Origin of the sequence: Noviherbaspirillum galbum (assembly GCF_010974945.1) — a bacterium.
GTDB lineage: Bacteria > Pseudomonadota > Gammaproteobacteria > Burkholderiales > Burkholderiaceae_D > Noviherbaspirillum > Noviherbaspirillum galbum.
The window spans coordinates 10,045-32,446 of the sequence record NZ_JAAIVB010000054.1 but is presented as its reverse complement, the minus strand read 5'-3'; the positions used below and the strand labels follow the sequence as shown (position 1 = coordinate 32,446).

Here is a 22,402-nt window from a genome sequence, read left to right as displayed (position 1 = left end):
TGCACTGGTTTCCTGCATTATGCTGGCGCCCTTGCCCGCATGGTGCGCCGACGCACCGGCATCCAGTCCCGTCGGCGGCATGGCCCAGGTAACCTTGGGCTTGCTGGTCGTGCTGGGCCTGATGGCGGGGGCGGCATGGCTCCTCAAGCGCATCGGCGTCGGCAATGCCGCCGCCGGCAGCGTCGCGAAGATCGTCGGCGGCGTCAGCGTGGGAAACCGCGAACGGGTGCTGGTCGTCGAAGTCGCGGACCAATGGATCGTCGTCGGCGTGGCGCCCGGACGCGTGAACGCCTTGTCCACCATGCCGCGCCAGCAACTTCCGGATAACACTTCCGCACCAGCCACGCCGGCCAATTTCGCCGCCTGGCTCAAGCAGTCCATCGAAAAGCGCAATGAAAAGTAATCGCATTGCCGGTGTCATCGCGCTGGTCTTCACCTGCATGCCATTGATGGCATTTGCCCAGCAAGCCGGCCTTCCCGCATTCACGAGCACGCCGAGCGGCAACGGCCAGACTTATACCCTCAGCATCCAGACCCTGCTGCTGCTGACGGCGCTGTCATTCCTGCCGGCGGCGCTCATGATGATGACCAGCTTCACCCGCATCATCATCGTGCTTTCGCTGCTGCGGCAGGCGCTCGGAACGCAGACCGCGCCGCCCAACCAGGTCCTGGTCGGGCTCGCGCTCTTCCTGACGCTGTTCGTGATGGGACCGGTATTCGACAAGATCTACACCGACGCCTACCAGCCTTTGTCCGACAACAAGATCACCATGCAGCAGGCGCTCGACCGCGGCGTGGCGCCGCTCAAGGGTTTCATGCTCAAGCAGACGCGCCAGTCGGACCTTGCGCTCTATGTCAAGCTGTCGAACGGCCCGCAGCTGCAGGGGCCGGAGGATGTTCCGCTGCGGGTTCTCATCCCGGCATTCATCACCAGCGAGCTGAAGACGGCGTTCCAGATCAGCTTCGCCATCTTCATTCCCTTCCTGATCATCGACATGGTGGTTGCGAGCGTGCTGATGTCGATGGGCATGATGATGATGTCGCCCGCCATCGTTTCCTTGCCGTTCAAGCTGATGCTGTTCGTGCTGGTCGACGGCTGGCAACTGCTCATCGGTTCGCTGGCCCAGAGTTTCTACTAAGTCGAGGACAAAAATAAAATGACGCCGGAAAGCGTAATGAACATCGGCCGCCATGCAATGGAAATCACCCTGATGATTTCCGCCCCGCTGCTGCTAGTTGCCCTGGTGGTCGGCCTCGTCGTCAGCATCTTCCAGGCGGCGACGCAGATTAATGAAGCGACGCTTTCCTTCATCCCCAAGCTGGTCGGGATCTTCATTGCCCTTCTGATCGCCGGTCCGTGGATGCTTTCCGTCATGACCGATTACATGCGCGAGCTGTTCGGCAGCATCCCTTCCATGGTGGGATGACCCCGCCGTAAAACCCGCCTTGCCATGATCACGCTGACCAGTGCCGAACTGCAAACCTGGATTGCGGCGTTCTTGTGGCCCCTGACCAGGATCCTCGGCCTGATCGCCACCGCGCCGCTGTTCGGCAACCTCAGCGTGCCCATCCGGGTCAAGGTGGTGCTGGGTGCCTTGCTGGCGCTGACCGTCGCTCCCGGCGTTCCCGCCCTGCCGGCCGCCGACCCGATGTCCCTCGCTGGCTTGCTCATCGTGATGCAGGAGCTCGTGATCGGACTGGCGATGGGGTTTGCCATGCGGATCGTCTTTGCCGCGACCGAATTTGCCGGCGAGGTGATCGGCCTGACCATGGGATTCGGCTTCGCCACCTTCTTTGATCCGCAGACGCGCGGCCGTTCATCCGCCATCAGCCAGTTCCTGGCGCTCGTCACCCTGATGCTGTTCGTCGCGACCAACATGCATCTGCTGATGCTGTCCGTCCTGTCGGACAGCTTCGTCTCCCTGCCGATCTCCGCCGTTCCCGTCGGCGGCGGCGGCTTCCGTCAGATCGCGGTCTGGAGCGGCCTGATCTTCAGCGCCGGTGCCCAGCTTGCCTTGCCGCTGATCGCGGTGCTGCTGGTGTCGAATACCGCGCTTGGCATCCTGACGCGCGCCGCGCCGCAGCTCAACCTGTTCGGCATCGGCTTCCCGGTGACGCTCGGAGCGGGCTTCATCGTGCTCGCGCTCAGCATGCCTTATCTGTCGACGCCTCTGGCCCGCCTGTTCGAAGCTGGCATCGATGCCAGCCGGCAGCTCACCGCCCCGCTCAAGAACAACATTGCGCCGCGCTAAAAAAACGGGCGGCCATTGCTGGCCAACCCGTGGGGACATCCAGATGCGACGGCGCCGGATCGATGCGGCGCCGGAGCGTTATTTCAGGTAATTGAAGAGTGACAGGCCAGACGTTTGCGCAAAGGACTGCTGCACTGCCTCCAGCATGATCTTTTCCTTGGACAAGCGCGTGACGGCATCGGTGTAGTCGAGTTCCTGCAGGTTCTGCAGGCTTTCCGCGTACTGCGCCTTGCGGTCATCACCCTGCGCGTCCAGCGAGTCCAGTTCCTTGAGGCGCGAACCGACATCGGCGCGCACAGTCATCACGTTGTCAAGCGTGTTATCCACGATGTTCTGCGCAGAGCGCAGGCCGTTCCTCAGGTTGGCCCCATCGGCGGGCGTTGCCACCGGCTTCTTCAACAGGTTGACGAGGTCGGACATCGTGCCAAATATGCTGGCGCTCGAAGAAGGCTTGATCGTGAATGCATCATTGGTCGCCGGGCTGCCCTCGATGCTGATCTGCATGCCGTCGAAAGTGATCGACTGCCCGCTTGCATACGCATTGCCCGACGATACCGTCGTTCCGGCACTGACGTCCTGGATGTCGAAGGTAGTGGCGCTGGTGAAGGTGATGCTGTATTGATGCCCCGTCAGCGCTGCCGCATTCGTGACCGTTCCCGTGCCGATCACGCCGGAGCCGGTATTGGACGGGACTCCCGATACGTTGGCGGCGGATGCGACGAAATTGCCGTTGCCCGTCTTGCTGCGCAGGAAAATGCGTGCGCCGGAATCGCTGACCGCGAGCTGCCGGCCGGGGCCGACCTGCAGCATGCGTGCTCCCTCGTCGCCGATGAAGTCCGCGCCCGCTGCCGTCTTGATGAAGGCATCCTTCGAGGTCTGGTAGCCGCCAAACAGCTGGTTGCCGCCGCCATCGACGGTATTCGCAAGGCCGATGAGATCGTCCAGGCGGCCCTGGAGCTCGGTGGCGATGAAGCCACGCTGCTGGTCGTCGAGGCTGCCGTTTCCCGCCTGGATGACGGCGGTCTTCACGTCCTGCAGCAGGCTGGTGATGTTGCCGAGCACGGATTCCTCGACGTTGAGCGAGTTTCGTGCGGATCCCCGGTTGACGGCAAGCTGGTCATTGATCACCTGCGACTGGGTGACGTTGACGGCTTGTGCCGCGGCCACCGGGTCGTCGGACGGATTGAGAATGCGCTTGCCCGAGGACAGCTGCTGCTGGGTGCGGTTGAGGCTGTTCTGCAGGTTGCCGATCCGTGCCGCGCCGGAATCAAACAAGACATTGGTGCTGATACGCATGTTTTATCCTTTCCGCGTCAACGCGGAATCACTTGGTCAGGTCCAGCAGGAGTTCGAACAAGGAGCTTGCCGCCTGCATGACCTTGCCGGCCGCCTGGTACGCCTGCTGGTAGCGCATCAGGTTGGTCGCTTCTTCGTCGAGGTTGACGCCCGACACTGCCTGCTGTGCAGTCGTTGCCTGGTCGAGGAAGGTCGACTCCGCATTGCGGGTTACTTCTACCTCGTGCGACTTGTTGCCGACGAGGCTGACCAGCTGGGCATAGGAACCCTGCACGTTTGCTGTTCCGCCATCGAGCAGGTTCGCGGTCTGGAGCTTGCCCAGCGCGACGGCATTGCGTCCGTCGCCGACGCCGCCGGTATTCGGTCCGATGCTGAAGCTGTCGTTGGCCGCCGGGTCGCCGGTGATCTGGACGGTCCAGCCGTTGTAGCTGATGTCCGAACCGGAGGTATAGCTAAGTCCTGTCGCCGGCAGGCCGGTGCCGGTGCCGGTAATGTCGAACGTTGTGGCAGAAGTGAACGTGATCGTGACCGGCTGCTGCAGGTTGCCATTGACCGGTGCGGGTCCATTCACGCTGCCGGCGCTGATGGAGCCGGTGCCGGAGTTCGCGGTGCTGGACGCGGTCCGGATCGGCGCCGCCGCGGCGATGCGGGCGATATCATTCACGGCCACCGAGAAGTTGGCGGCGCCGGTCGCCGCCGGACGGATGAGAAATTCATCGCCGGATGTCATCGAACCGCCGGTATTGCTCAGGGTCACGCCCTGGATGATGTTAGGCGTGCTCGGAAACGCAGCGTCGTCGTATACCACCGCGTTTTCCGGCATACGGGTAATGACATACTTGCTGTCGGAATACTGCAGCCGGTAATTGCTGTTGTTCAGCTGGCTCGCATCCGTGATCGCCGCGCCAATGCCCGCCGCCGGATCGCTTGATGTCGCGGCGCGATTCGTCGATGCCGGCTGCACATAGGGCGTACCCACATTGAAGAACTTCCCGCCGGGAAGACCCGCCTGGTCCTGGCCAAGGGCATGCTGGTCATTGAAGGCGGTTCCCAGCCCGATCGCGATGCGACCGAGGGCATTCTGGGTCACGTCCAGCATCTTGCCCCTGAACTCGAGGAGCCCGCCCAGGCTGCCGCCCTGCAGGTCGGTTTCCGGAATGTTGATCGTGCTGCCGTTGACCACGATGCCCACGCTCAGGCGGGACGGGTCGGTGGTCGACTTCGGTGCCACCAAGGTGAACGTTTTCGCGCCGACCACGAGCGGCTGGCCGTTGCCGATGAAGACGTTATAGCTGTTGCCCTGCTTGACCACCGTGGCCTTGATCTGCTTGCTCAACTCGTTGACGGCCTGGTCGCGCTGGTCCAGCAGGTCGTTTGCGGTCTTCCCGTCCAAGCCGGCCTGGGCTTTCTCGATTTCGTCGTTGAGCTGGGCGATCTGCGTCGAATAGGCATTGATCGAGCCTACCGTGGCATTGATCTGGCTGTTGATGCCGTCCCCCACTTCCTGCAGTTGGCTGTTCAGGCTCTGGAACCGCGAGGCAAGCGCCTCCGCGGAAGACAGCATGGACTGGCGGGAAGCGTTGGAATTCGGATTGGCCGCCAGGTCCTGGACGCCCTTGAAGAAGTCCTGGAGGCTGGGCGAGAGCCCGGTGGTGGCATCGCTGAACTGGTTGTTGATCTGCGAGATCTGGCTGTAGTAGGCGTCGAGGCGGCTGGACGAGGACTGGGCGGCACGGACCCGTTCGGTCAGCAAGTCATCGTAGACGCGCCGGACGTCGGCCACTTGCGTTCCCTTGCCGACGAAGCCATATCCGAAATCCTGTCCGCCGGCCGATCCCTGGAGGACGACCTGGCGCGAATATCCCGGCGTTGATGCATTGGCAATGTTATGCGCGGTCGTGGCGAGGCCGGCCTGGGCCGCCGCCAGCGCGCTTTGCCCTACTCCTAATATGCTAAAGCCCATGATCGCTCTTTTTCCGGTTCGACAGGCCTGTGAACGGCAGAAACCGACCAAACTTGAGGACGCCCTGCCTTATATCTGATCGTTCCCTGCCCATCCGCCCGCCTTGGCTTGCCGTCATGCAGACATAGTCTGCTTGATCAGCCTGGTCAGTTTTGCGGCGTAATACGGGTCGGTCGCATACCCCGCGCGCTGCAGCCCTTGCGCAAACCCATTCACATCCTGGGCATTGGCAATGACATTTTCATAACGTGGATTGTTCTTCAGGAGGCTGGCGTAATCCTTGAACGCGTCGGCATACGAATCGTAGGCACGAAACTTTTCCCGCTTCGTCTGGGGAGCGCCATTCACGTATTCGGTCGTGACTGCCTCGACGACCTTCCCTTTCCAGCCATTGCCGGCCTTGATGCCGAAGAGGTTATGGCTTTGCGCGCCATTGACGCCCTTGATCTCATGACGCCCCCAGCCGCTTTCAAGCGCGGCCTGGCCGAGCATGAACTTGGCCGGAATGCCCGATACATCGCTCGCTTCCGCGGCATGGGACGCGAGCTTGTCGATGAAGTTGCGTACGTGCGGCGCCTGGGTAGGATTGCTGCGCACCGGGTCCTGGCCGGATTGCTGCGCAAGCCCTTCCATGCCCGCGGGCATGGAAAGGTCGCCGACGCCGGACACCGGCGCATCGTTCGACTTCGCCATGCCTGAAAGCTGGCGCGCCAGGACATCGGCCAGGCCGATTCCACGCGATGCCATCGTCTGGCTGATCTGCTGGTCCAGCATGCTGGTGTACATGCGCGACTGATCACTGTCGAACATGCCGTTCTGCGGCGTCGCATCGCGCATGCTCTTGAGCACCATGTTCATGAACAGCGCCTCGAACTGCTTGGCCGTCGACTTGATCGCTTCAGGCGAGTTCTGCCTGGCGGCCTGGCGCAGCTCGTTGACGCCCTTGACGTCGACAGCAAGCTTTCCCGTGAGGTTGGTAGAAGACACCATGGATTAAATGATTTCCAGTTCGGCCCGCAGCGCACCCGCGGCCTTCATCGCCTGAAGAATGGCCAGCAAGTCCTGCGGCGTGGCACCGATCGCATTCAATGCCTTGACCACATCGGCCAGCGAGGTCCCGCCCTTCAGGAGGAGAACCTGGCCGGGATCCTTCTTGATATCGATCTGCGACGTCGCGGCAACCACGGTCTGTCCGCCGGACAGCGGCGCGGGCTGGCTGATCACCGGCTCGGTGTTGATCACCACCGACAAGTTGCCATGCGATACCGCGCAATTGTCGAGCGTCACCGCCTGGTTCATGACGACGGAACCGGTGCGCGCGTTCAGGATGACCTTGGCGCTCATCTGCGCCGGCGTCACGTTCAAGCTCTCCAGGGCGCCGAGAAAGGCGACGCGCTCGTCGCTACCGACCGGCGTGCGCACCCGGATGACACGGCCGTCCTGCGCCGCCGCGGTGTCCGTGCCGAAGCGCTTGTTGACGGCTTCGACGACCCGGCTCGCGGTGGAAAAATCGGTGTCGTTCAGTTCGAGGAACACGACGCCGCCCTCGCCCATCGAGGTCTGCACCGCGCGCTCCACCGTTGCGCCGGCGGATATCCGCCCCACGCTGAGATGGTTGATCTGCGCCTTGCTGCCATTTGCAGAAGCGCCAACGCCCCCCACGAGGACGTTACCCTGGGCCATGGCATAGACCTGGCCATCCGCGCCTTTCAACGGCGTCATCAGCAAGGTGCCGCCGCGCAGGCTTTTGGCATTGCCCATCGAAGACACCGTGATGTCCAGCGTCTGTCCCGGGCGAGCGAACGCCGGCAAGCTCGTCGTGACCATCACTGCCGCCACGTTCTTGAGTTGAAGGGTGGTGCCCGCAGGCAGGTTGATGCCCATGCCCTGGAGCATGCTGACCACGCTCTGCACGGTGAATGGCGTTTGCGTCGTCTGGTCGCCGCTGCCGTCGAGACCGACCACCAGGCCGTATCCGATCAGCTGGTTCTGGCGCACGCCCTGGATGGATGCCAGGTCTTTCAGGCGCTCCGCTCCCGCAGGCAGCGCGGCGAAACACCCCGCGGCCAACAGCAGCATCGATGCGCACCTTGTCCAGACTGCCTTCACGCTATTCTTCCTCTTGTTCCTTATAGCGGCATCACGCTCATGAAGAAGCGCGCCACCTGTGACATGAATTCCGCCTTGTCGATGCGGCTGTTGGTCCGATACTCGATCCGGGCATCCGCGATGTAGGCGGAGGAAACGACGTTACCCGTGCCGATGCGGTCGGGGCTGACGACGCCCGACATGCGCACGTACTCGGTCGCCTTGTCGAAGGCAACCTGTTTCTCGCCACTGATCACGAGGTTGCCGTTCGGGAGAACCTCGACCACCGTTGCGGTCATCGTTCCCGAGAAGGTGTTGCTCGCGGTGGCGGCTTCCTTGTCCTCGAACTTGTTGGCAATCGATCCGGTGCCCGAGATCGCCCCGGTGCGGCCGAGGAAGCCCGGCATCGCGACCGCCAGGCTGCCGCTGCGGCTGCCCGAGTTCGCGCCGTTCTTGACCGCGCTGGTGCTCTCGGTGATCGTCACCGTGACCATGTCGCCTACCAGCCTTGCGCGCCTGTCCTCGAACAGCGGGCGGTATGCGGCGGCCTGGAAAATCGCGCCGTTCGAGGGCGTGGGAGTGGCCGGCAATATGGGCCGCGCGCTCGTCGCATGTTCGATGATGCTGGGCGGCGTGGTGCCGCACGCGGCCAGCAGGCACGCGGTCATCGACGAAATGGCAAGGGTGGACAGCCTGTTCATGAATGATCTACCGGCCGATCAGAGCTGCGAGAGACGTTGCAGCATCTGGTCCGACGTCTGGATCGCCTTGCTGTTGATTTCATAGGCGCGCTGGGTCTGGATCATGTTCACCAGTTCCTCGACCACGTTGACGTTGGACGTCTCGATATACCCTTGCGTCAGCAGGCCGGCGCCGTTGGTGCCAGGCGTGTTGGTGCTCGGACTGCCCGAGGCGGCCGTTTCGACGTAGAGATTCTCTCCCTTCGATTCGAGGCCTGCCGGATTCAGGAAGGTGGCGAGCTGCAGGGTACCAACCTGGGTTGGCGCCGTGGCCGACGGGACCTTGACGGACACCGTGCCGTCGCGTCCCACGGTAATGCTTTCCGCATTGGCGGGAATGGTGATCGCAGGCTGGACCACGAAGCCGCTGGAGGTAACCATCTGACCGTTGGCATCCACCTGGAACGATCCATCGCGGGTGTAGGCCGTGGTTCCATCCGGCAGCAGTACCTGGAAGAAGCCGGAACCCTGGATCGCCACGTCCTTCTCGTTACCCGTCTGCTGCAGGTTGCCCTGCGTGTGGATGCGCTCGGCCGCGACCGGACGCACGCCGGTGCCGATCTGCAGGCCGGATGGCAACTGGGTTTGCTGGGAAGACTGAGCTCCGGGCTGCCGCACGGTCTGGTAAAGCAGGTCCTCGAACACCGCTCGAGTGCGCTTGAACCCGGCCGTATTGACGTTGGCCAGGTTGTTCGAGATGGTGTCCATCTGCGTCTGCTGCGCATCCAGCCCGGTTTTCGAAATCCAAAGCGATCTGATCATGTTTCACCCGATTGCACGACGGCGCGTGCTTCATTGCATTATTGATTCAGGGGGCTCAGCTCAATCCAAAGAGCTGGGCGGCTTTTGTTTCATTGCTTTCCGCGTTCTTCAGCAGGTTCATTTGCAGTTCGAACTGGCGTGCCAGGGAAATCATGTCCACCATGGCATCGACCACGCTGACGTTGCTGCCTTCCAGCGCGCCGCCGACGAGCGCCACGCTCGCGTCCGCATCGGGAGGGTTGCCGTCCTTGGTGCGGAACAGGCCATCGTCGCCGCGCACGATGTTGTCCTCGGCGGGATTGACCAGCTTGATGCGCCCGAGCACGGTTGCCGCGCCCGGCTTGAAGCCGGCGGCGATGGCCGACACGGTGCCATCCTTTGCCACGGAGACCGTCACATCCGGAGGAACGGTGATGGGGCCGCCATCGCCAAGCACGGTCGCGCCGGCGCGCGTCTGCAGGATGCCGTTTTCATTGGTCTTCAGGCTGCCGTCGCGGGTGAAGGCCTCGGAACCATCCTCGAGTTGCACCGAGATCCAGCCCTTCCCCTGCACGGCCACGTCCAGGTCACGACCTGTTTGCTGGATGGCGCCGGGCGTGTAATCGGTGCCTACCGTCGAATCGACCACGAAGCTGCGGGTGGGCGACGGCGAGTTCAGCACAGGCACCGCACGAAACGAATCCAGCTGCGCGCGGAAACCCGTCGTGGTGGCGTTGGCCAGGTTGTGCGATGTCGTTGCCTGCTTCTCGAGGATGTGCTTGGCCCCGGACATCGCCGTGTAAATCATGCGATCCATGTCGCTCCTCCAGTTACCCTGCCGGCGCCATTCATCGGCTAACGTCCTTCGCCTGATTCATGCCGGCATCAATTCAGTCATTACCGGAGGTTGACCAGCGTCTGCAGCACCTGGTCCTGCGTCTTGATGGTCTGCGCATTGGCCTGGTACACGCGCTGCGCCGTGATCATGTTGACGAGCTCGGCGGTCATGTCGACGTTGGATTCTTCGATGGACGCGGACTGGATCACGCCCAGGCCGCCCGTTCCCGGCTTGTTGGCCGCGCCGGCATCCGACGGAGAGGTCGGAACCCAGGTGTTGTTGCCGACCGGCTGGAGACCGTTGACGTTGCGGAATCCGTAGAGCGCGACCTGGCCCAGCGACTGCGTCTGGCCATTGGTATAGCGACCCAGGACCGTACCGTCGGAGCCGATCGAGAATCCCGACAGGCGGCCTGCGCTGTAACCGCCATTTTGCGCGAGGCCGTTCACGCTGAATGGCGCGCCGTATTCCGTCGTATTAGTGAAGTCCAGCTTCACCGTCATCTGGTTCAGGCCCGCATCCGCCGCGTCGGCGCCGGTCGCACCGGAGGCCGGATCGAGCTGGAAAGTCAGGGTGGGCGCGGGCGACATCGTGGTGGTCAGCTTGCCGCCCTGGTCGAACGTCAGGCTGCGCGCCGTCGACGTCGTCAGCAGCTGGGCCGCATCGGGAGCGGTCGCCGGCGGAATCACGACATCGCTTTGCGCGTACACGTCCCAGCCGTCGGCTGCCTTGACGAAATAAGCCTGCACCACGTGGGGCACGCCCTTGGAGTCATATACGGTGCAAGAACTCGTGCTGTTGAAACCGCCGGCCGTCGGATTGGCGGGATCGAAGGTCGTGGTCGGCACGGTGTTCCGCGAGTCGAGGTTGAGCGCCATGCTGACACCCACCGTCGCCTTCGGATCGTAGCCCTTGGTCATGTCGATTACGAGGGGCTGGATCTGTTCGCTGCCCGAAGCCGATTTCACGTAGCCCATCAGCTTTTGCCCGGTCGCCGTAACCACGAAGCCGCTCTGGTCAAGCTGGAACTGGCCATTGCGGCTGAATGCCTGGCTGCCGTCAGGCATCTGCACGCCAAAGAAGCCGTTGCCATTGATGGCCATGTCGAGCGGATTGGTGGACGCGTTGATGTTTCCCTGCGTGAACTGCTGCGCGATCCGCGACACCTGGGTACCGATGCCGACCGAAGCCGCACCGCTGCCGCTCAGCGAATTCGCGTACATGTCGGCGAACTGGACCTGCGAGCTCTTGAAGCCCGCGGTATTGGAGTTGGCCAGGTTGTTGCCAATCGTCTCGAGAGTCTTGGACGCACCGTTCAGGCCGCTCAAACCTTGTTGAAAACTCATACTTCGCTCCTCGCTTTTCGCTTCACTGAGTCTTACATGACCTGCCGGACGGCAGACATATCCAATGCGCCCAATCCGGGCATGTTCAACTTGACGCCGGTCGCTCCCGTCGTCACGCTCTGTACCTGGCCGAAGGTCAGCGCCGTCGCATCGGCGCTGGCGCCGCCGCGCAGCGCCTTGATCTCGATGCGGTACGTGCCGTTCGCCGCGGTCGTTCCCGCATCCGTGGCGCCATCCCAGGCAATGGCATGTACGCCAGCCTCCGCCGATCCGAGATCGAGGGTACGCACGACGGATCCCGCCGGATTCTTGACGGTGACCTGCAGTGAATCGGCGGGATCGGGCAATTCCACGCCGAAGATAGACTTGCCATCGGCAAGGCTGACGGTCTGCCCCGGCACGAGCACCCCATGGCCGATCATTCCCGTCGCGGCCATCGTCTGGGAAGACTGGTAGCTGCTCTTGAGCGCTTCCAGGGTGGTGTTCAGCTTGTTGATACCCGTGACGGTGGATAGCTGCGCCATCTGCCCGGTCACCGCGGCGTTATCCATGGGATTCAATGGATCCTGGTTCTTCATCTGCGTCACCAGCAGGGTCATGAACCGATCCTGGACGGCGGAGATGTCCGATCCGTCCGTGGCCTTCTTGGTGGTGCTGCCGCTGATTTGCGCCAGTTGGTCCTGGAGCGACGCGGTCAGGTTGTTTTGCACGGTGGTCATCTTGCCTCCTTGGTCATCATTGCCGTCACTGACCGATGGTCAAGGTTTTCAGCAGCATGTTCTTCGCGGTGTTCATGGTTTCCACGTTCGTCTGGTAGGAACGGGATGCGGAGATCATGTTGACCATCTCCTCCACCATGTTCACGTTCGGCATCGTGATGTAGCCGTTCTCGTCGGCCTGCGGATGCTTGGGATCGTAGACTTTCTTCAGCGGCGACTGGTCCTCGATCACCTGCTGCACCTTGACTGCCGTGGTCTCCGCCGACGTTCCCGGCACGGCGGCAAAGACGACTTGCTTGGCGCGGTAGGTCTGCCCGGTCGAGCTGGTAGTGCTGTCGGCATTGGCAATGTTGCTGGCGACGGTATTCAGGCGCTGGCTTTGCGCGCTCATGGCGGAGCCGGCGACGTTGAAGATGTTGAATAGGGACATGATTATTGGCTCTGGATGGCGGCGAGCAGGTTCTTGATCTGGCCGCTGATGAGCGTCAGCCCTGCCTCATAACGCACGGCGTTGTCGACGAACTGGTTGCGCTCCGCATCCATGTCGACCGTGTTGCCGTCGACGCTTCCCTGCGCGGCGGTGCGGAACTGCGCGGTGGCGCCGCCAGTGATCTTGTCGGCGGCGACGCCGTTCAGATGGGTGGCGGCGGTTCGCATAAGCGGCGAGGCTGTCGGCGCGGACGCGGGCGAGCTTCGCGCCAGCGCGTCCTTCAGCGCGCCCCCGAAGTCGATGTCGCGCGCCTTGTAATTCGGTGTGTCCGCATTGGCGATGTTCGATGCGAGCAGCTGCTGGCGCTGCGCCCGAAGGCTCAATGCGGTTTCATGAAAACGCAAGGCCTCATCCAGTTTCCCGACCATGTTAACTCCTGAACATTACCGCGCCGGCAAGATGACGAACAGATAGCGGCAATTTGTCTATGCTCGATGATACGGACCGGCTTGAGCATTGATCGGGTGATAAGCGCGAAAAACCATCGCCTGTTTCCGCTTTTGAATCATTGCCGGGAATTTAGGATTACGCCTGTAGAAAAGGCTTTTCACCGACGTCATGACACTTCGTCCGCTCCCCGTTCTCTTGCCAGCCGCGATCCTGATGGCGAGCCTTGCCGCACCAACCGCGGCGCAGCCCGTTGCCAGACAGGACCTCGTTTCCCTTCGCGGCGTAGCGGACCAGTTCCTTCAATCCCAGACGGCTGGACTGCCCGGGCAGGCCAGCCATACCCTCGGGACCATCGATTCCCGCCTCAATCTGCCGGCATGCCCGGCGCCGGAAGCCTTTCTGCCGCCAGGAAGCCGGCTATGGGGCAAGACGTCGATCGGCATCCGCTGCAATGCGCCGTCGAACTGGACGATCTATGTTCCGGCCTCGATCCAGGTCATCGCGGAATATGTCGTCACTGCGGTGCCGCTTGCCCAAGGGCATATCGTTACCGCCGGAGATTTGACAAAAATCAAGGGAGACCTTGCGACCCTGCCAGCGACGGTGATCACCAACGACGCGCAGGCGATTGGCCGCAGCGTGTCCGCCTCCCTGCCGGCCGGCGTCCCGCTACGTTCCGACACCTTGAAGACGCAACAGGCAATACAGCAAGGCCAACTGATCAAGCTCACCACCATCGGGCCCGGCTTCCAGATCTCGTCCGAGGCGCGGGCACTCAACAATGCAACGGAAGGACAGGTCACCCAGGTGCGCACGCCATCCGGGCAAGTGATCAGCGGTGTTGCAAAATTGGGCGGAATCGTCGAGGTTACATACTGAAATACATCGCCGCGAAAAAATCTTCGCTATAGTGCTAAAGTTTCCGGAACCGGGGTCGTTACCAGCGTTGACAACATCCGTCACTCCGATCACCAGACAAGGATACCGCCGTGAACAGTCCCATCAAGTTGGACCCGTCACTCAAGAAAGCGACCGGCTTGGGCGTGGGGACCTCGCAGGCCCGAGGTTCCAAGGAAACCGCCAAGACGGCCGCGAGCACATCGACCCAGGCCCCCGCCACCGACAGCGTTCATTTGTCCGCGCAGGCGCAGACCCTCACCCAGACCGGCGGCACCGGCGCCCCTTTCGACACGAAGAAGGTCGAGGAAATCAAGGCCGCCATCGCTGAAGGCCGATTCACGGTCGATCCGGAAAAGGTAGCGAACGGATTGCTTGATACCGTGAGCGATCTCATCCAGTCACGCAAGAAATAAAGAACCATCATCATGCCGGCACTTCACGATCCCGCAGCCAACCTCGAGCACGAAACCCGCGCTGCCGAGCAATTGATCTCGCTGCTGGAACAAGAACAGGAATTGCTGGTGAAATCCCAAGTCGAGGAACTGGCTTCCCTGACGATGGAAAAAGCGAAAGCCATCGCCGCCATGTCGGAACTGGCGAACCAGCGTTACCAGGCGCTGGCGCAAGCGGGCTTCGAATCCAATGAATCCGGCATGAAGGCCTGGGTAGCGCGCCCGGACGCCGGCGACGCATCGCGTGCCTGGCAAGCCTTGCTGGACATCGCTGCGCGCGCGAAGGAACTGAACCGCCTCAATGGCAAGCTGATCAACCAGCAGATGGCCCGCAACCAGCAGGCACTCACCGCGCTGACAGCCTCGCAGGCCGCGGGCACGATGTACGGCCCCAAGGGCCAGGCAACCACCGGCCCTTCCAGCCGCCACCTCGGAATCGGCTAAGTCCCAAGCACTAAATCAAACAAGCCGGTCGGCGACCGGCCTTGGCATGGCAGCCGTTACGCATACCCCGGCCGCGGCTCGCATCACTTCCACTCCACCAGATCCACCGGCACTTCCGCACCGTTTCCGGGAATGTTCGACATGATGGTGATCGATACCCGGCGATTGCTCAACCTGCCTTCGGCAGTGTCGTTGGTCGAGACCGGCCTCGTCGGCCCATAGCCGACGGCGGTCAGGCGCGGCTGCGCGATGCCGTTTTCCTCCATCAGGCGAACGACGCTGCTGGCGCGCACGGAAGACAACTCCCAGTTTGAAGGAAAGCTCGCATTCCGGATCGGCGTGCTGTCCGTATGCCCTTCAACCTGGATGGCGTGGTCATCCGCTTTTAGCACAGCGGCGACCGCTTTCAAAGCCTGGCTGCTTTCTCCGGACAAGGTGGCGTCGCCGGGCGCGAACAGGACGCTGGCATTGATGTCGACGCTGACTCCGCGGACCGTCTGGGTAATCTTTACCTTGCCTTGCTTGACCAGCGGGGCAAGGACTTGCAGGATGTCCCGCGCCACATTGTTCATCTTTTCCCGCTCCTGGCGTGAAATCTCGCCGGTGCGCGGGCGATGGGCGGGCAAGGGGCCGGGCGCCTCCTTGGGCTGGCCGTCACCCCTGGGAACCGCGCCGGCCGGCGCGCTGCCGAATGCGTTGATGAGGGAATTCGAGAGCATCTTGTACTTGCCCTCGTTAATCGAGGACAGCGCGTACATGACCACGAAGAAGGCGAACAGCAGGGTAATGAAGTCCGCGTAGGAGATCAGCCAGCGCTCGTGGTTTTCCGGCTCTTCCGGCTCGCGGCGTCTCTCGCGTCGGCGGTTCACGTCGATCCCGTCAGTAGCGGTAGGCGAGCATGCGCTCTTCGAGGACGCGCGGATTGTCCCCGTTCGCGATGCCGCAGAATACGTCGCACAGCATTTCGCGACGGCGGACCTCTTCGCCGATATGCGACTTGAGCTTGTTGGCGATGGGCAGGAAGACGAGGTTCGCGAGGCCGACGCCGTAGATGGTAGCGACGAACGCAATGGCAATGCCGCCGCCGAGCTTGGCCGGGTCCGCAAGGTTTTCCATCACGTGGATGAGTCCGAGCACCGCGCCCAGGATGCCGATGGTCGGCGCATAACCGCCGGCCGCTTCCCAGATGCGTGCCGCCTGGCGCTCCTTGCGTTCGAAGGTAGTGATGTCGGTCTCGAGGATATCGCGCATCTTGTAGGGATCGATGCCATCGACGATCAAGGTGAGACCCTTCGAGATAAACCTGTCCTCGATGCCGCCGCTGAATTTCTGCAGGCTGAGCAAGCCTTCCCTGCGCGCCATGGAACTCCATTGCATCACTTCCTGCATGAGCTGCATGCCGTCTTGCGCCGGCGCAGCCACCACCCAGCGCGCCATGCGGAGGCCATGCATGAAACTCGCCACGCCGCTCTGCAGCAGCACCGCGCCAACGGTGCCGACGAACACGACGCAGAATGCCGCCGGCTGGAGAAGCGAGCCGAGATGGCCGCCTTCCAGCAGCTGCCCGGCGAGGACGCCGCCGAGCGCCAGCGCAAGTCCGCCTAAGCTAGCCCAGTCCACGCTTTTTCCTTGAGCTTGGCGCGCAGACGGGAAATCGCCTGGCTATGCAATTGACAGACGCGGGATTCGGTCACGCCCAGGACCGCGCCGATTTCCTTGAGGTTCATTTCCTGTTCGTAGTAGAGCCCCATCAGTATCTTTTCCCGCTCGGGAAGCGCTTCGATGGCGTGGATCACGGCTTGCCGGAAGCCGCCATTGACGAGGCTCTGCAAGGGATCGCCGCCGATGTCGACGCAATACCGGTCGAGGAAATGGTCGCTCTGGTCCTTGTCGTGGAAATCTTCGTAGTAGACGAGCTGATGCCCCACGCCGTCGTTGAGCATTTCCTGGTAATCGGTAAGGGAAACCTTGAGCTCCTTGGCAATCTCCGTTTCCTTGGGAGCGCGGCCAAGCCGCTGCTGCAACTGGCTCATCGCGCTCTCGATCTTGCGCATGTTCTGGCGGATGCTGCGCGGCAGCCAGTCGCTGCTGCGCAACTCATCCAGCATGGCGCCGCGGATGCGCTGGACGGCATAGGTCTCGAACTGGGCGCCATGGTTGTCTTCGTAGCGATTGACCGCATCCAGCAAGCCGATCATTCCCGCCTGGATCAGGTCGTCGACATCAACGCTGGGCGGAAGCTTCGCCATCATCTGATGCGCGAGCCGCTTCACCAGAGGCGCGTGCTCCTGCAACAAATGATTCTTGTCCGATTTTCCGCTGACGGTGTACATAATTCTGTGTTGTTCCGGTCCCGCCAAGGAACCTCCCTGTCCCGGGAGTCCTTGAAGCTACCATGTTAGCTTGCGGCAGCGGTATCCGCCAATACAAATCGGCCCGCGAGGCGGCGGAATGCGACGGACGCTCCCGCCAGCGGGAATGCGTCGACGACGGCGCGTCCAAGCTGCATCGCGCGCTTGAGATGATCGTCCGCCGGCACCGACCCCATGGAATTGAGCTTGACCGCCAGATAGCGGTTCGCTGCCTGGGCCATGTTCTGGTACACCAGTTGCGCTTCCTTTTCGGCTGCGCCGGTCACGAGGATGCTGAAGGGCCGGCGGCCGAGCTCGCCGTTCACCCGCTTGATGAGCGTGTAGGCGGTCTTGATCGACTCAGGCGTGTTGGCCACCTGCACCACGATCTCGCCGTCGGCGAGCGAGGGCAAGGGAAAGCTGTCGTCCTTGTCCAGTTCGGCATCCACCAGCACGATATCGCTGCGGCCCGCCAGGGTATTGAACGCGGTATTGGTGCGCAGCATCAGCTCGGCATCGCGTATCGCATTGCGCTGTCCGGGCCGCAGCATGGCGGCCACGCCGAAACCCTGCGGCATCGCCTGAACCGCCGCGTCGACATGCCGTTCCTCACGAGCGACCTGCAGCAGGCTGCCGGTACGATCGGCATTCAGGCGGGAAGCGATGCCGGGCGTTGCATTGCACGCGTCGAACAGCAGCACGTCCCGGCCGGCCTGGACCAGCGAGGCACCGAGGTTGACCAGCATGGCGCCCTTCTCTTCTGCCGAGGTCGCGGAAAGAAAGGTAAAGATCCGGGGCTTGGGCCCGGCCAGCATGCGGCGCAGGCCTTCGGCCTGATCGAAATCGAAACTAGCCAAGTCGCACCTCGTGCAGGGATTTGTCATTCATGGCGCGCGCGGTGTTGCCGATCACGAGCGGCAGCTCATCTTCATGGAACTGGAAAGGCGCGGTTTCGCGCTTGAGCTTGAATGCCCGGTCGACGAGGTAATGCTTGTTCGCCACGTGCAGGTCTTCCGGCACCCGCTGACCGTTGGCCACGTAGTAAAGACGAAGTTTCTGGCGGATGACGACATCAAGGACGCTGCCGATCGTGGCGGCTTCGTCGAGCTTGGTGATGACGCAACCGCTCAGTCCGTCGCCCATGTAGGAGCGCACCACTTCGTTGAGGGTCTCGCCGTTCGAGGTAGCGCTCATGCACAGCAGGCGCTGCACCTTCGCCCCGGCGCCGGACAGCATGGCAACCTGCTCGGCTACCATCTTGTCGCGCTGGCCCATGCCGACCGTATCGATCAGCACCATGTGCTTGTTCTTGAGTTCATCGAGGGCGATGCGCAGGTCGGTTTCATCCTTGACCGAATGCACCATCACGCCAAGGATCTTTCCATAGATCCGAAGCTGCTCGTAGCCGCCGATACGATAGCCGTCGGTCGTGATCAGGGCCAGCTTGCCGGCGCCGTGGCGCATCACGCAGCGCGCCGCCAGCTTGGCGGTGGTCGTGGTTTTGCCGACGCCGGTGGGACCGACCATCGCAAACACGCCGCCGCGATCGAGGATCTCGTCTTCGTTGGTCAGCACGCTCAGGTTGCGCGACAGGATGGACTTGATCCAGGTCAGCGCATGTTCCTGCTTCTCGCCGGCCGGCACGCGCTCGGTCAGGTAGCGCGCGAGGCTGGCGCTGAATCCGGCGGACAGCATCTCGCGCATCATGATGCCCTTGATCGGATCGCGCTTCTGCTGGCTGCTCCACACGATTTCCGCGAGCTGCGACTCCAGCATGCCGCGCATCGAACGGATCTCGTTCATGACCTCCGCCAGTTCCATCGAGCTGGCCTCGCCATCCTTGGCGGCCGTCATGATGGGCACGTGGCGCGAGGCCTTCAGCGCGGCGGCGAGCGATGCCTGCTGTTCGCTTTCCGCCTGGCGCTTCGCGGCGATGGCGGCGAGCGTCGATGCGGACACGACCGGCTTGTCGACCGCCGGCTCCTGCAGCGACGACATGTCTTCGCTGGCGAGCGCGAGGATCTCGATCATGCCGTTGATGGTGCGATTCGAGAGAATGACGGCATCGGGGCCGAGCGCTTCGCGCACCAAGCGCCATGCTTCGCGCGACGTGTGAGCGGTGAATTTTTTGACATTCATGCTTGGCCTCCGACCAGGCTGGTAACTCTGATGGTTTTCGTTTCAGGTATTTCTGCATGCGACAGCACGCGCAGCTGCGGCAGCGCGCGGCGCAGGAATCGTGACAGCAGGGTACGCAGCGGCGCCGGCACCAGCAGCACGGGCGCCATGCCCAACTGCTCTTGCTGGCGCACGGCCTTCTCGGCCTGCGCGGTAAGGGAATCCGCCAGCCCCGGCTCCATGCCGGCGCCATCCGTACCGCCGGCCTGCATGGCTTGCATGAGCAGGCGCTCGAGGCGCGTGTCCAGGGTCATGACGGACAGTTCGCTCGCTCCAGGGAAAAGCTGCTGCACGATTGCCCGTCCGAGCGCGACGCGCACCATGGAAGTCAGGTCGTTGGGATCCTGGGTCTGCGGACCGAATTCGGACAGCGTCTCGAGGATGGTGCGCATGTCGCGGATGTGCACGCCCTCGGCGAGCAGGTTCTGCAGGACCTTCTGCAGGATGGAAAGCGACACGACCTTGGGCACCAGGTCCTCGACCAGCTTGGGCGATTCCTTGCCGAGATGGTCGAGCAGCTGCTGGACTTCCTGGCGGCCGAGCAGTTCCGACGCGTGCGTGGTGATCAGGTGATTCATGTGGGTGGCGATCACGGTGCCGGCGTCGACCACCGTGTATCCCATGGCCTGCGCCTGCTCGCGCATGGCGCCATCGACCCAGACCGCCGGCAGGCCGAAGGCCGGGTCGGTTGTGGCCGGTCCGGGCAGCGTGCCGCTGACCATGCCGGGATTGATCGCGAGATACTGTCCGACGAAGGCCTCGCCCGCGCCGACTTCCACGCCCTTCAGGGCGATCCGGTAGGCGGAGGGACGCAGCTCAAGGTTGTCGCGGATGTGCACGGGCGGCGACAGGAAGCCCACTTCCTGCGCGAACTTCTTGCGGATGCCCTTGATACGGCGCAGCAGCTCGCCGCTCTGCGCCTTGTCCACCAGGGGAATCAGGCGGTAACCGACTTCCAGGCCGAGGGTGTCGACCGGCGCGATGTCCTGCCAGGTGGCTTCTTCGGATTCGGGTAACGTCGTTGGGGCGGGCGGCGCGACCGGCACTGCCTCCAATGCCATCCTTGCCCGCTTCGCCAGCAGGTAGGCGCCGCCGCCGAGTATCGCTGCCAGCATGATGAAGGCGACGTGCGGCATGCCGGGGATGACGCCCATGCCGCCGATGATTCCCGCCGTTACGTAGAGAACCTGCGGCTTGGCGAAAAGCTGGCCGACCAGTTGCCCGCCGATGTCCTGCTCGCTGGCCACGCGCGACACCACCACGCCGGCGGCCACGGAGATGATCAGCGAAGGAATCTGCGCGACGAGGCCGTCGCCGATGGCGAGCAAGGTGTAGTTCTTGAGCGCACCGGCAAAGTCGAGGTCGTGCTGCACCAGTCCGACCACCAGACCGCCGACGATGTTGATCACCGTGACCAGGATGCCGGCGATCGCATCGCCGCGCACATACTTCGAGGCACCATCCATGGCGCCATAGAACTCGGCTTCCTGCGCCACTTCGGTACGCCGGCGGCGCGCATCCTGTTCGCCGATCAGGCCTGCATTCAGGTCGGCGTCGATCGCCATCTGCTTGCCGGGCATCGCATCGAGGGCGAATCGCGCACCCACTTCCGCGATGCGGCCGGCGCCCTTGGTCACGACCGTGAAGTTGATGATGGTCAGGATAATGAAGACAACAATGCCGACGGTGTAGTTGCCGCCGATCAGAAAGTGGCCGAAGGCTTCGATCACCTTGCCGGCGGCGTCGGGTCCGGTGTGACCCTCGGTGAGCACGACGCGGGTGGATGCCACGTTGAGCGACAGCCTGAGCATGGTGCTGACCAGCAGCACCGTCGGGAAGACCATGAAGTCGAGGGGCTTGACCGTGTACAGGCTGGTGAGCAGGACAATGATGGCGAGCGCGATGTTGAAGCTGAAGAACACGTCCAGTACGAAGGCCGGGAGTGGCAGCACCATCATCGCCAGCATCATGACGATGAGCGCCGGCGCTGCCAGCGCGCGGCTGTTCGCTCCCGTCATCCATGCTGGCAAGGCGAAGCCGTTCATTGCATGACTCCGGCCGCGCCAGCGGCATCGTTAAGCGGGTCGAGCTGGGGCGGCACCGCGAGGTTCGTCGGCTCCTGCGGCGCGACGCCGCCATGCTGGCGGAATGCCTTCAGCTGGAAGACGTAGGCAAGCACCTCGGCCACGGCGGTATAAAGGGCTTCGGGAATCTGGTCGCCGAGCTCGGCATGCTTGTAGAGCGCACGGGCAAGCGGCGGCGCTTCGAGCAAGGGAACGTTGTTCTCGCCGGCAATTTCCCGGATCTTCGCGGCGACTTCGTCCGCGCCCTTCGCGACCACGGTGGGCGCGCTCATCTTGCCCTCGGCATATTTCAGCGCGACGGCGAAGTGGGTCGGGTTGGTGACGACCACGTCAGCCTTTGGAACTTCGGCCATCATGCGGCGGCGCGCCATCTCGCGCTGCATCTGGCGGATGCGGGCCTTGATCTGCGGATCGCCTTCGGTTTCCTTGGCTTCCTGGCGCAGCTCTTCCTTGGTCATCTTCAGCTTGTTGGCGTAGTGCCACATCTGGTAAGGCGCATCGAGCAGCGCGATGATCGCCAGCGCGCCGCAGATCGTCAGGAAGCTGGTCAGGAGCATCTTCACCATGTGGGAGGTGCCGTCGCGCAGCGGCTCGGCAACGAGCGCCAGCATGGTGTCGATCTGGCGCGAGGCGACCATCCAGGCAACAGCGCCGACGATGATCGTCTTGCCGATGGCCTTCAGCAGTTCGATCAGGGCGTGCGAAGAGAACATGTTGCCCAAGCCGCTCATCGGATTGAGCCGGCTGAAATTCGGCTGCAAGGCTTTCGGGCTCAGCAGCCAGCCGCCCACCAGCAGCGGCGAGGCCAGCGCCACGAGCATCATGAGGCCGGCCAGGGGCGCGAAGGCCAGCAGGACTTCCCACAGGTCGGAAGCCAGCCGAGCCACGAGGAGATTGAAGTCGAACGCCTGGTCGCGATCGAAGGACATGCCGGATTGCAGAAGATGCCCGAGGCGCCGCGCCATGCCCTCGCCAAGGAACATCAGCCCGAGGCCAGCGCCGAGCAGCACCGTGCAGGTGGCAAGTTCCCGTGAACGGGGAACGTCACCCTCCTCGCGCGCCTGCTCCAGTCTCCTGGACGACGCCGGTTCTGTTCGTTCGAGATCGCTTTCCTCGGCCATTGCCGACTC

Annotated in this window: 25 protein-coding genes; 7 read left to right on the top strand and 18 right to left on the bottom strand. The window is 62.9% G+C overall.

Annotated features, from left to right (window positions below):
* Positions 1–19: 19 nt before the first annotated feature.
* From fliO to fliR, 4 genes are read left to right on the top strand one after another with little or no spacing between them, the layout of a single operon-like run.
* Positions 20–403 (top strand): flagellar biosynthetic protein FliO, encoded by a 384-nt coding sequence (gene fliO / locus G3574_RS16510; RefSeq protein ID WP_235953477.1) that lies wholly within the window; start codon positions 20–22, stop codon positions 401–403.
* Complete coding sequence (fliP, locus tag G3574_RS16505; RefSeq protein WP_163965412.1) at positions 393–1,139, top strand: flagellar type III secretion system pore protein FliP; 747 nt, start codon at positions 393–395, stop codon at positions 1,137–1,139. Before fliO ends, fliP begins: the two co-directional genes overlap by 11 nt.
* A gap of 18 nt (positions 1,140–1,157) precedes the next feature.
* Positions 1,158–1,427, top strand: coding sequence for a flagellar biosynthesis protein FliQ (fliQ, locus tag G3574_RS16500; RefSeq protein WP_163965410.1), 270 nt, complete (start codon positions 1,158–1,160; stop codon positions 1,425–1,427).
* Between the two features lie 24 nt (positions 1,428–1,451).
* Entirely contained in the window at positions 1,452–2,252 is an 801-nt protein-coding gene (gene fliR, locus G3574_RS16495) for a flagellar biosynthetic protein FliR (protein ID WP_163965407.1), read from the top strand.
* A 78-nt stretch (positions 2,253–2,330) separates the two neighbouring features.
* Here fliR and flgL read toward each other — a convergent pair whose 3' ends face one another.
* The 11 genes from flgL to flgB form a co-directional block, all read right to left on the bottom strand.
* On the bottom strand, positions 2,331–3,548 hold the full coding sequence (gene flgL / locus G3574_RS16490) for a flagellar hook-associated protein FlgL (RefSeq protein WP_163965405.1): 1,218 nt from the start codon (positions 3,546–3,548) through the stop codon (positions 2,331–2,333).
* A 28-nt stretch (positions 3,549–3,576) separates the two neighbouring features.
* The gene (gene flgK, locus G3574_RS16485) at positions 3,577–5,511 is read right to left on the bottom strand and encodes a flagellar hook-associated protein FlgK (RefSeq protein ID WP_163965402.1); all 1,935 of its coding nucleotides are present in this window, start codon (positions 5,509–5,511) and stop codon (positions 3,577–3,579) included.
* Between the two features lie 114 nt (positions 5,512–5,625).
* Positions 5,626–6,501 (bottom strand): flagellar assembly peptidoglycan hydrolase FlgJ, encoded by an 876-nt coding sequence (flgJ, locus tag G3574_RS16480; RefSeq protein WP_163965398.1) that lies wholly within the window; start codon positions 6,499–6,501, stop codon positions 5,626–5,628.
* Between the two features lie 3 nt (positions 6,502–6,504).
* Positions 6,505–7,590 (bottom strand): flagellar basal body P-ring protein FlgI, encoded by a 1,086-nt coding sequence (locus G3574_RS16475; RefSeq protein ID WP_163965395.1) that lies wholly within the window; start codon positions 7,588–7,590, stop codon positions 6,505–6,507.
* Positions 7,591–7,640: 50 nt separating this feature from the next.
* Positions 7,641–8,300 carry a flagellar basal body L-ring protein FlgH gene (locus G3574_RS16470; RefSeq protein ID WP_163965392.1) on the bottom strand — a complete coding sequence of 220 codons (660 nt, stop codon included), beginning with the start codon at positions 8,298–8,300 and terminating at the stop codon, positions 7,641–7,643.
* Between the two features lie 18 nt (positions 8,301–8,318).
* Complete coding sequence (flgG, locus tag G3574_RS16465) at positions 8,319–9,101, bottom strand: flagellar basal-body rod protein FlgG (protein ID WP_163965388.1); 783 nt, start codon at positions 9,099–9,101, stop codon at positions 8,319–8,321.
* 55 nt (positions 9,102–9,156) lie between these two features.
* A complete protein-coding gene (locus tag G3574_RS16460) occupies positions 9,157–9,897 on the bottom strand; it encodes a flagellar basal body rod protein FlgF (RefSeq protein ID WP_163965386.1) in 741 nt (246 codons plus the stop codon).
* An 80-nt stretch (positions 9,898–9,977) separates the two neighbouring features.
* Positions 9,978–11,264 (bottom strand): flagellar hook protein FlgE, encoded by a 1,287-nt coding sequence (flgE, locus tag G3574_RS16455; RefSeq protein WP_163965383.1) that lies wholly within the window; start codon positions 11,262–11,264, stop codon positions 9,978–9,980.
* Between the two features lie 32 nt (positions 11,265–11,296).
* On the bottom strand, positions 11,297–11,983 hold the full coding sequence (locus G3574_RS16450) for a flagellar hook assembly protein FlgD (protein ID WP_163965380.1): 687 nt from the start codon (positions 11,981–11,983) through the stop codon (positions 11,297–11,299).
* 25 nt (positions 11,984–12,008) lie between these two features.
* Positions 12,009–12,413 carry a flagellar basal body rod protein FlgC gene (gene flgC, locus G3574_RS16445; RefSeq protein ID WP_163965377.1) on the bottom strand — a complete coding sequence of 135 codons (405 nt, stop codon included), beginning with the start codon at positions 12,411–12,413 and terminating at the stop codon, positions 12,009–12,011.
* A gap of 2 nt (positions 12,414–12,415) precedes the next feature.
* Positions 12,416–12,841 (bottom strand): flagellar basal body rod protein FlgB, encoded by a 426-nt coding sequence (gene flgB, locus G3574_RS16440; RefSeq protein ID WP_163965374.1) that lies wholly within the window; start codon positions 12,839–12,841, stop codon positions 12,416–12,418.
* A 190-nt stretch (positions 12,842–13,031) separates the two neighbouring features.
* Between flgB and flgA the strand changes: the two genes are divergently transcribed.
* From flgA to G3574_RS16425, 3 genes are all read left to right on the top strand, one after another.
* A complete protein-coding gene (gene flgA, locus G3574_RS16435) occupies positions 13,032–13,742 on the top strand; it encodes a flagellar basal body P-ring formation chaperone FlgA (RefSeq protein WP_163965371.1) in 711 nt (236 codons plus the stop codon).
* Positions 13,743–13,852: 110 nt separating this feature from the next.
* Positions 13,853–14,176, top strand: coding sequence for a flagellar biosynthesis anti-sigma factor FlgM (flgM, locus tag G3574_RS16430; RefSeq protein WP_328804797.1), 324 nt, complete (start codon positions 13,853–13,855; stop codon positions 14,174–14,176).
* 12 nt (positions 14,177–14,188) lie between these two features.
* Positions 14,189–14,659: a flagella synthesis protein FlgN gene (locus G3574_RS16425; protein ID WP_163965369.1), complete on the top strand. Its 471-nt coding sequence runs from the start codon at positions 14,189–14,191 to the stop codon at positions 14,657–14,659.
* Positions 14,660–14,742: 83 nt separating this feature from the next.
* Here G3574_RS16425 and motD read toward each other — a convergent pair whose 3' ends face one another.
* The 7 genes from motD to flhB form a co-directional block, all read right to left on the bottom strand.
* The gene (gene motD, locus G3574_RS16420; protein WP_163965366.1) at positions 14,743–15,528 is read right to left on the bottom strand and encodes a flagellar motor protein MotD; all 786 of its coding nucleotides are present in this window, start codon (positions 15,526–15,528) and stop codon (positions 14,743–14,745) included.
* A 10-nt stretch (positions 15,529–15,538) separates the two neighbouring features.
* Positions 15,539–16,279 (bottom strand): flagellar motor protein, encoded by a 741-nt coding sequence (locus G3574_RS16415; RefSeq protein WP_163965362.1) that lies wholly within the window; start codon positions 16,277–16,279, stop codon positions 15,539–15,541.
* Positions 16,261–16,992, bottom strand: a complete 732-nt coding sequence (locus G3574_RS16410) for an RNA polymerase sigma factor FliA (protein WP_163965360.1) — start codon at positions 16,990–16,992, stop codon at positions 16,261–16,263. The genes G3574_RS16415 and G3574_RS16410 overlap by 19 nt, the downstream gene beginning before the upstream one ends.
* Positions 16,993–17,057: 65 nt before the next feature.
* On the bottom strand, positions 17,058–17,867 hold the full coding sequence (locus G3574_RS16405; protein ID WP_163965357.1) for a MinD/ParA family ATP-binding protein: 810 nt from the start codon (positions 17,865–17,867) through the stop codon (positions 17,058–17,060).
* Entirely contained in the window at positions 17,860–19,149 is a 1,290-nt protein-coding gene (gene flhF, locus G3574_RS16400) for a flagellar biosynthesis protein FlhF (protein WP_163965354.1), read from the bottom strand. Before flhF ends, G3574_RS16405 begins: the two co-directional genes overlap by 8 nt.
* Complete coding sequence (gene flhA / locus G3574_RS16395; protein WP_163965351.1) at positions 19,146–21,233, bottom strand: flagellar biosynthesis protein FlhA; 2,088 nt, start codon at positions 21,231–21,233, stop codon at positions 19,146–19,148. The genes flhF and flhA overlap by 4 nt, the downstream gene beginning before the upstream one ends.
* Positions 21,230–22,393, bottom strand: a complete 1,164-nt coding sequence (gene flhB, locus G3574_RS16390) for a flagellar biosynthesis protein FlhB (RefSeq protein WP_163965349.1) — start codon at positions 22,391–22,393, stop codon at positions 21,230–21,232. Before flhB ends, flhA begins: the two co-directional genes overlap by 4 nt.
* Positions 22,394–22,402 lie beyond the last annotated feature (9 nt).

Coding starts and splice junctions, on each gene's coding strand:
- flhB (WP_163965349.1), bottom strand. CDS start 22,393: ATGGCCGAGGAAAGCGATCTCGAACGAACAGAACCGGCGTCGTCCAGG.
- flgG (WP_163965388.1), bottom strand. CDS start 9,101: ATGATCAGATCGCTTTGGATTTCGAAAACCGGGCTGGATGCGCAGCAG.
- flgL (WP_163965405.1), bottom strand. CDS start 3,548: ATGCGTATCAGCACCAATGTCTTGTTTGATTCCGGCGCGGCACGGATC.
- G3574_RS16450 (WP_163965380.1), bottom strand. CDS start 11,983: ATGACCACCGTGCAAAACAACCTGACCGCGTCGCTCCAGGACCAACTG.
- flgJ (WP_163965398.1), bottom strand. CDS start 6,501: ATGGTGTCTTCTACCAACCTCACGGGAAAGCTTGCTGTCGACGTCAAG.
- flgA (WP_163965371.1), top strand. CDS start 13,032: ATGACACTTCGTCCGCTCCCCGTTCTCTTGCCAGCCGCGATCCTGATG.
- fliO (WP_235953477.1), top strand. CDS start 20: ATGCTGGCGCCCTTGCCCGCATGGTGCGCCGACGCACCGGCATCCAGT.
- flgB (WP_163965374.1), bottom strand. CDS start 12,841: ATGGTCGGGAAACTGGATGAGGCCTTGCGTTTTCATGAAACCGCATTG.
- G3574_RS16425 (WP_163965369.1), top strand. CDS start 14,189: ATGCCGGCACTTCACGATCCCGCAGCCAACCTCGAGCACGAAACCCGC.
- G3574_RS16460 (WP_163965386.1), bottom strand. CDS start 9,897: ATGGATCGCATGATTTACACGGCGATGTCCGGGGCCAAGCACATCCTC.
- flgK (WP_163965402.1), bottom strand. CDS start 5,511: ATGGGCTTTAGCATATTAGGAGTAGGGCAAAGCGCGCTGGCGGCGGCC.
- flgE (WP_163965383.1), bottom strand. CDS start 11,264: ATGAGTTTTCAACAAGGTTTGAGCGGCCTGAACGGTGCGTCCAAGACT.
- flhA (WP_163965351.1), bottom strand. CDS start 21,233: ATGAACGGCTTCGCCTTGCCAGCATGGATGACGGGAGCGAACAGCCGC.
- flhF (WP_163965354.1), bottom strand. CDS start 19,149: ATGAATGTCAAAAAATTCACCGCTCACACGTCGCGCGAAGCATGGCGC.
- fliR (WP_163965407.1), top strand. CDS start 1,452: ATGATCACGCTGACCAGTGCCGAACTGCAAACCTGGATTGCGGCGTTC.
- G3574_RS16410 (WP_163965360.1), bottom strand. CDS start 16,992: ATGTACACCGTCAGCGGAAAATCGGACAAGAATCATTTGTTGCAGGAG.
- fliP (WP_163965412.1), top strand. CDS start 393: ATGAAAAGTAATCGCATTGCCGGTGTCATCGCGCTGGTCTTCACCTGC.
- G3574_RS16470 (WP_163965392.1), bottom strand. CDS start 8,300: ATGAACAGGCTGTCCACCCTTGCCATTTCGTCGATGACCGCGTGCCTG.
- fliQ (WP_163965410.1), top strand. CDS start 1,158: ATGACGCCGGAAAGCGTAATGAACATCGGCCGCCATGCAATGGAAATC.
- flgC (WP_163965377.1), bottom strand. CDS start 12,413: ATGTCCCTATTCAACATCTTCAACGTCGCCGGCTCCGCCATGAGCGCG.
- G3574_RS16475 (WP_163965395.1), bottom strand. CDS start 7,590: ATGCTGCTGTTGGCCGCGGGGTGTTTCGCCGCGCTGCCTGCGGGAGCG.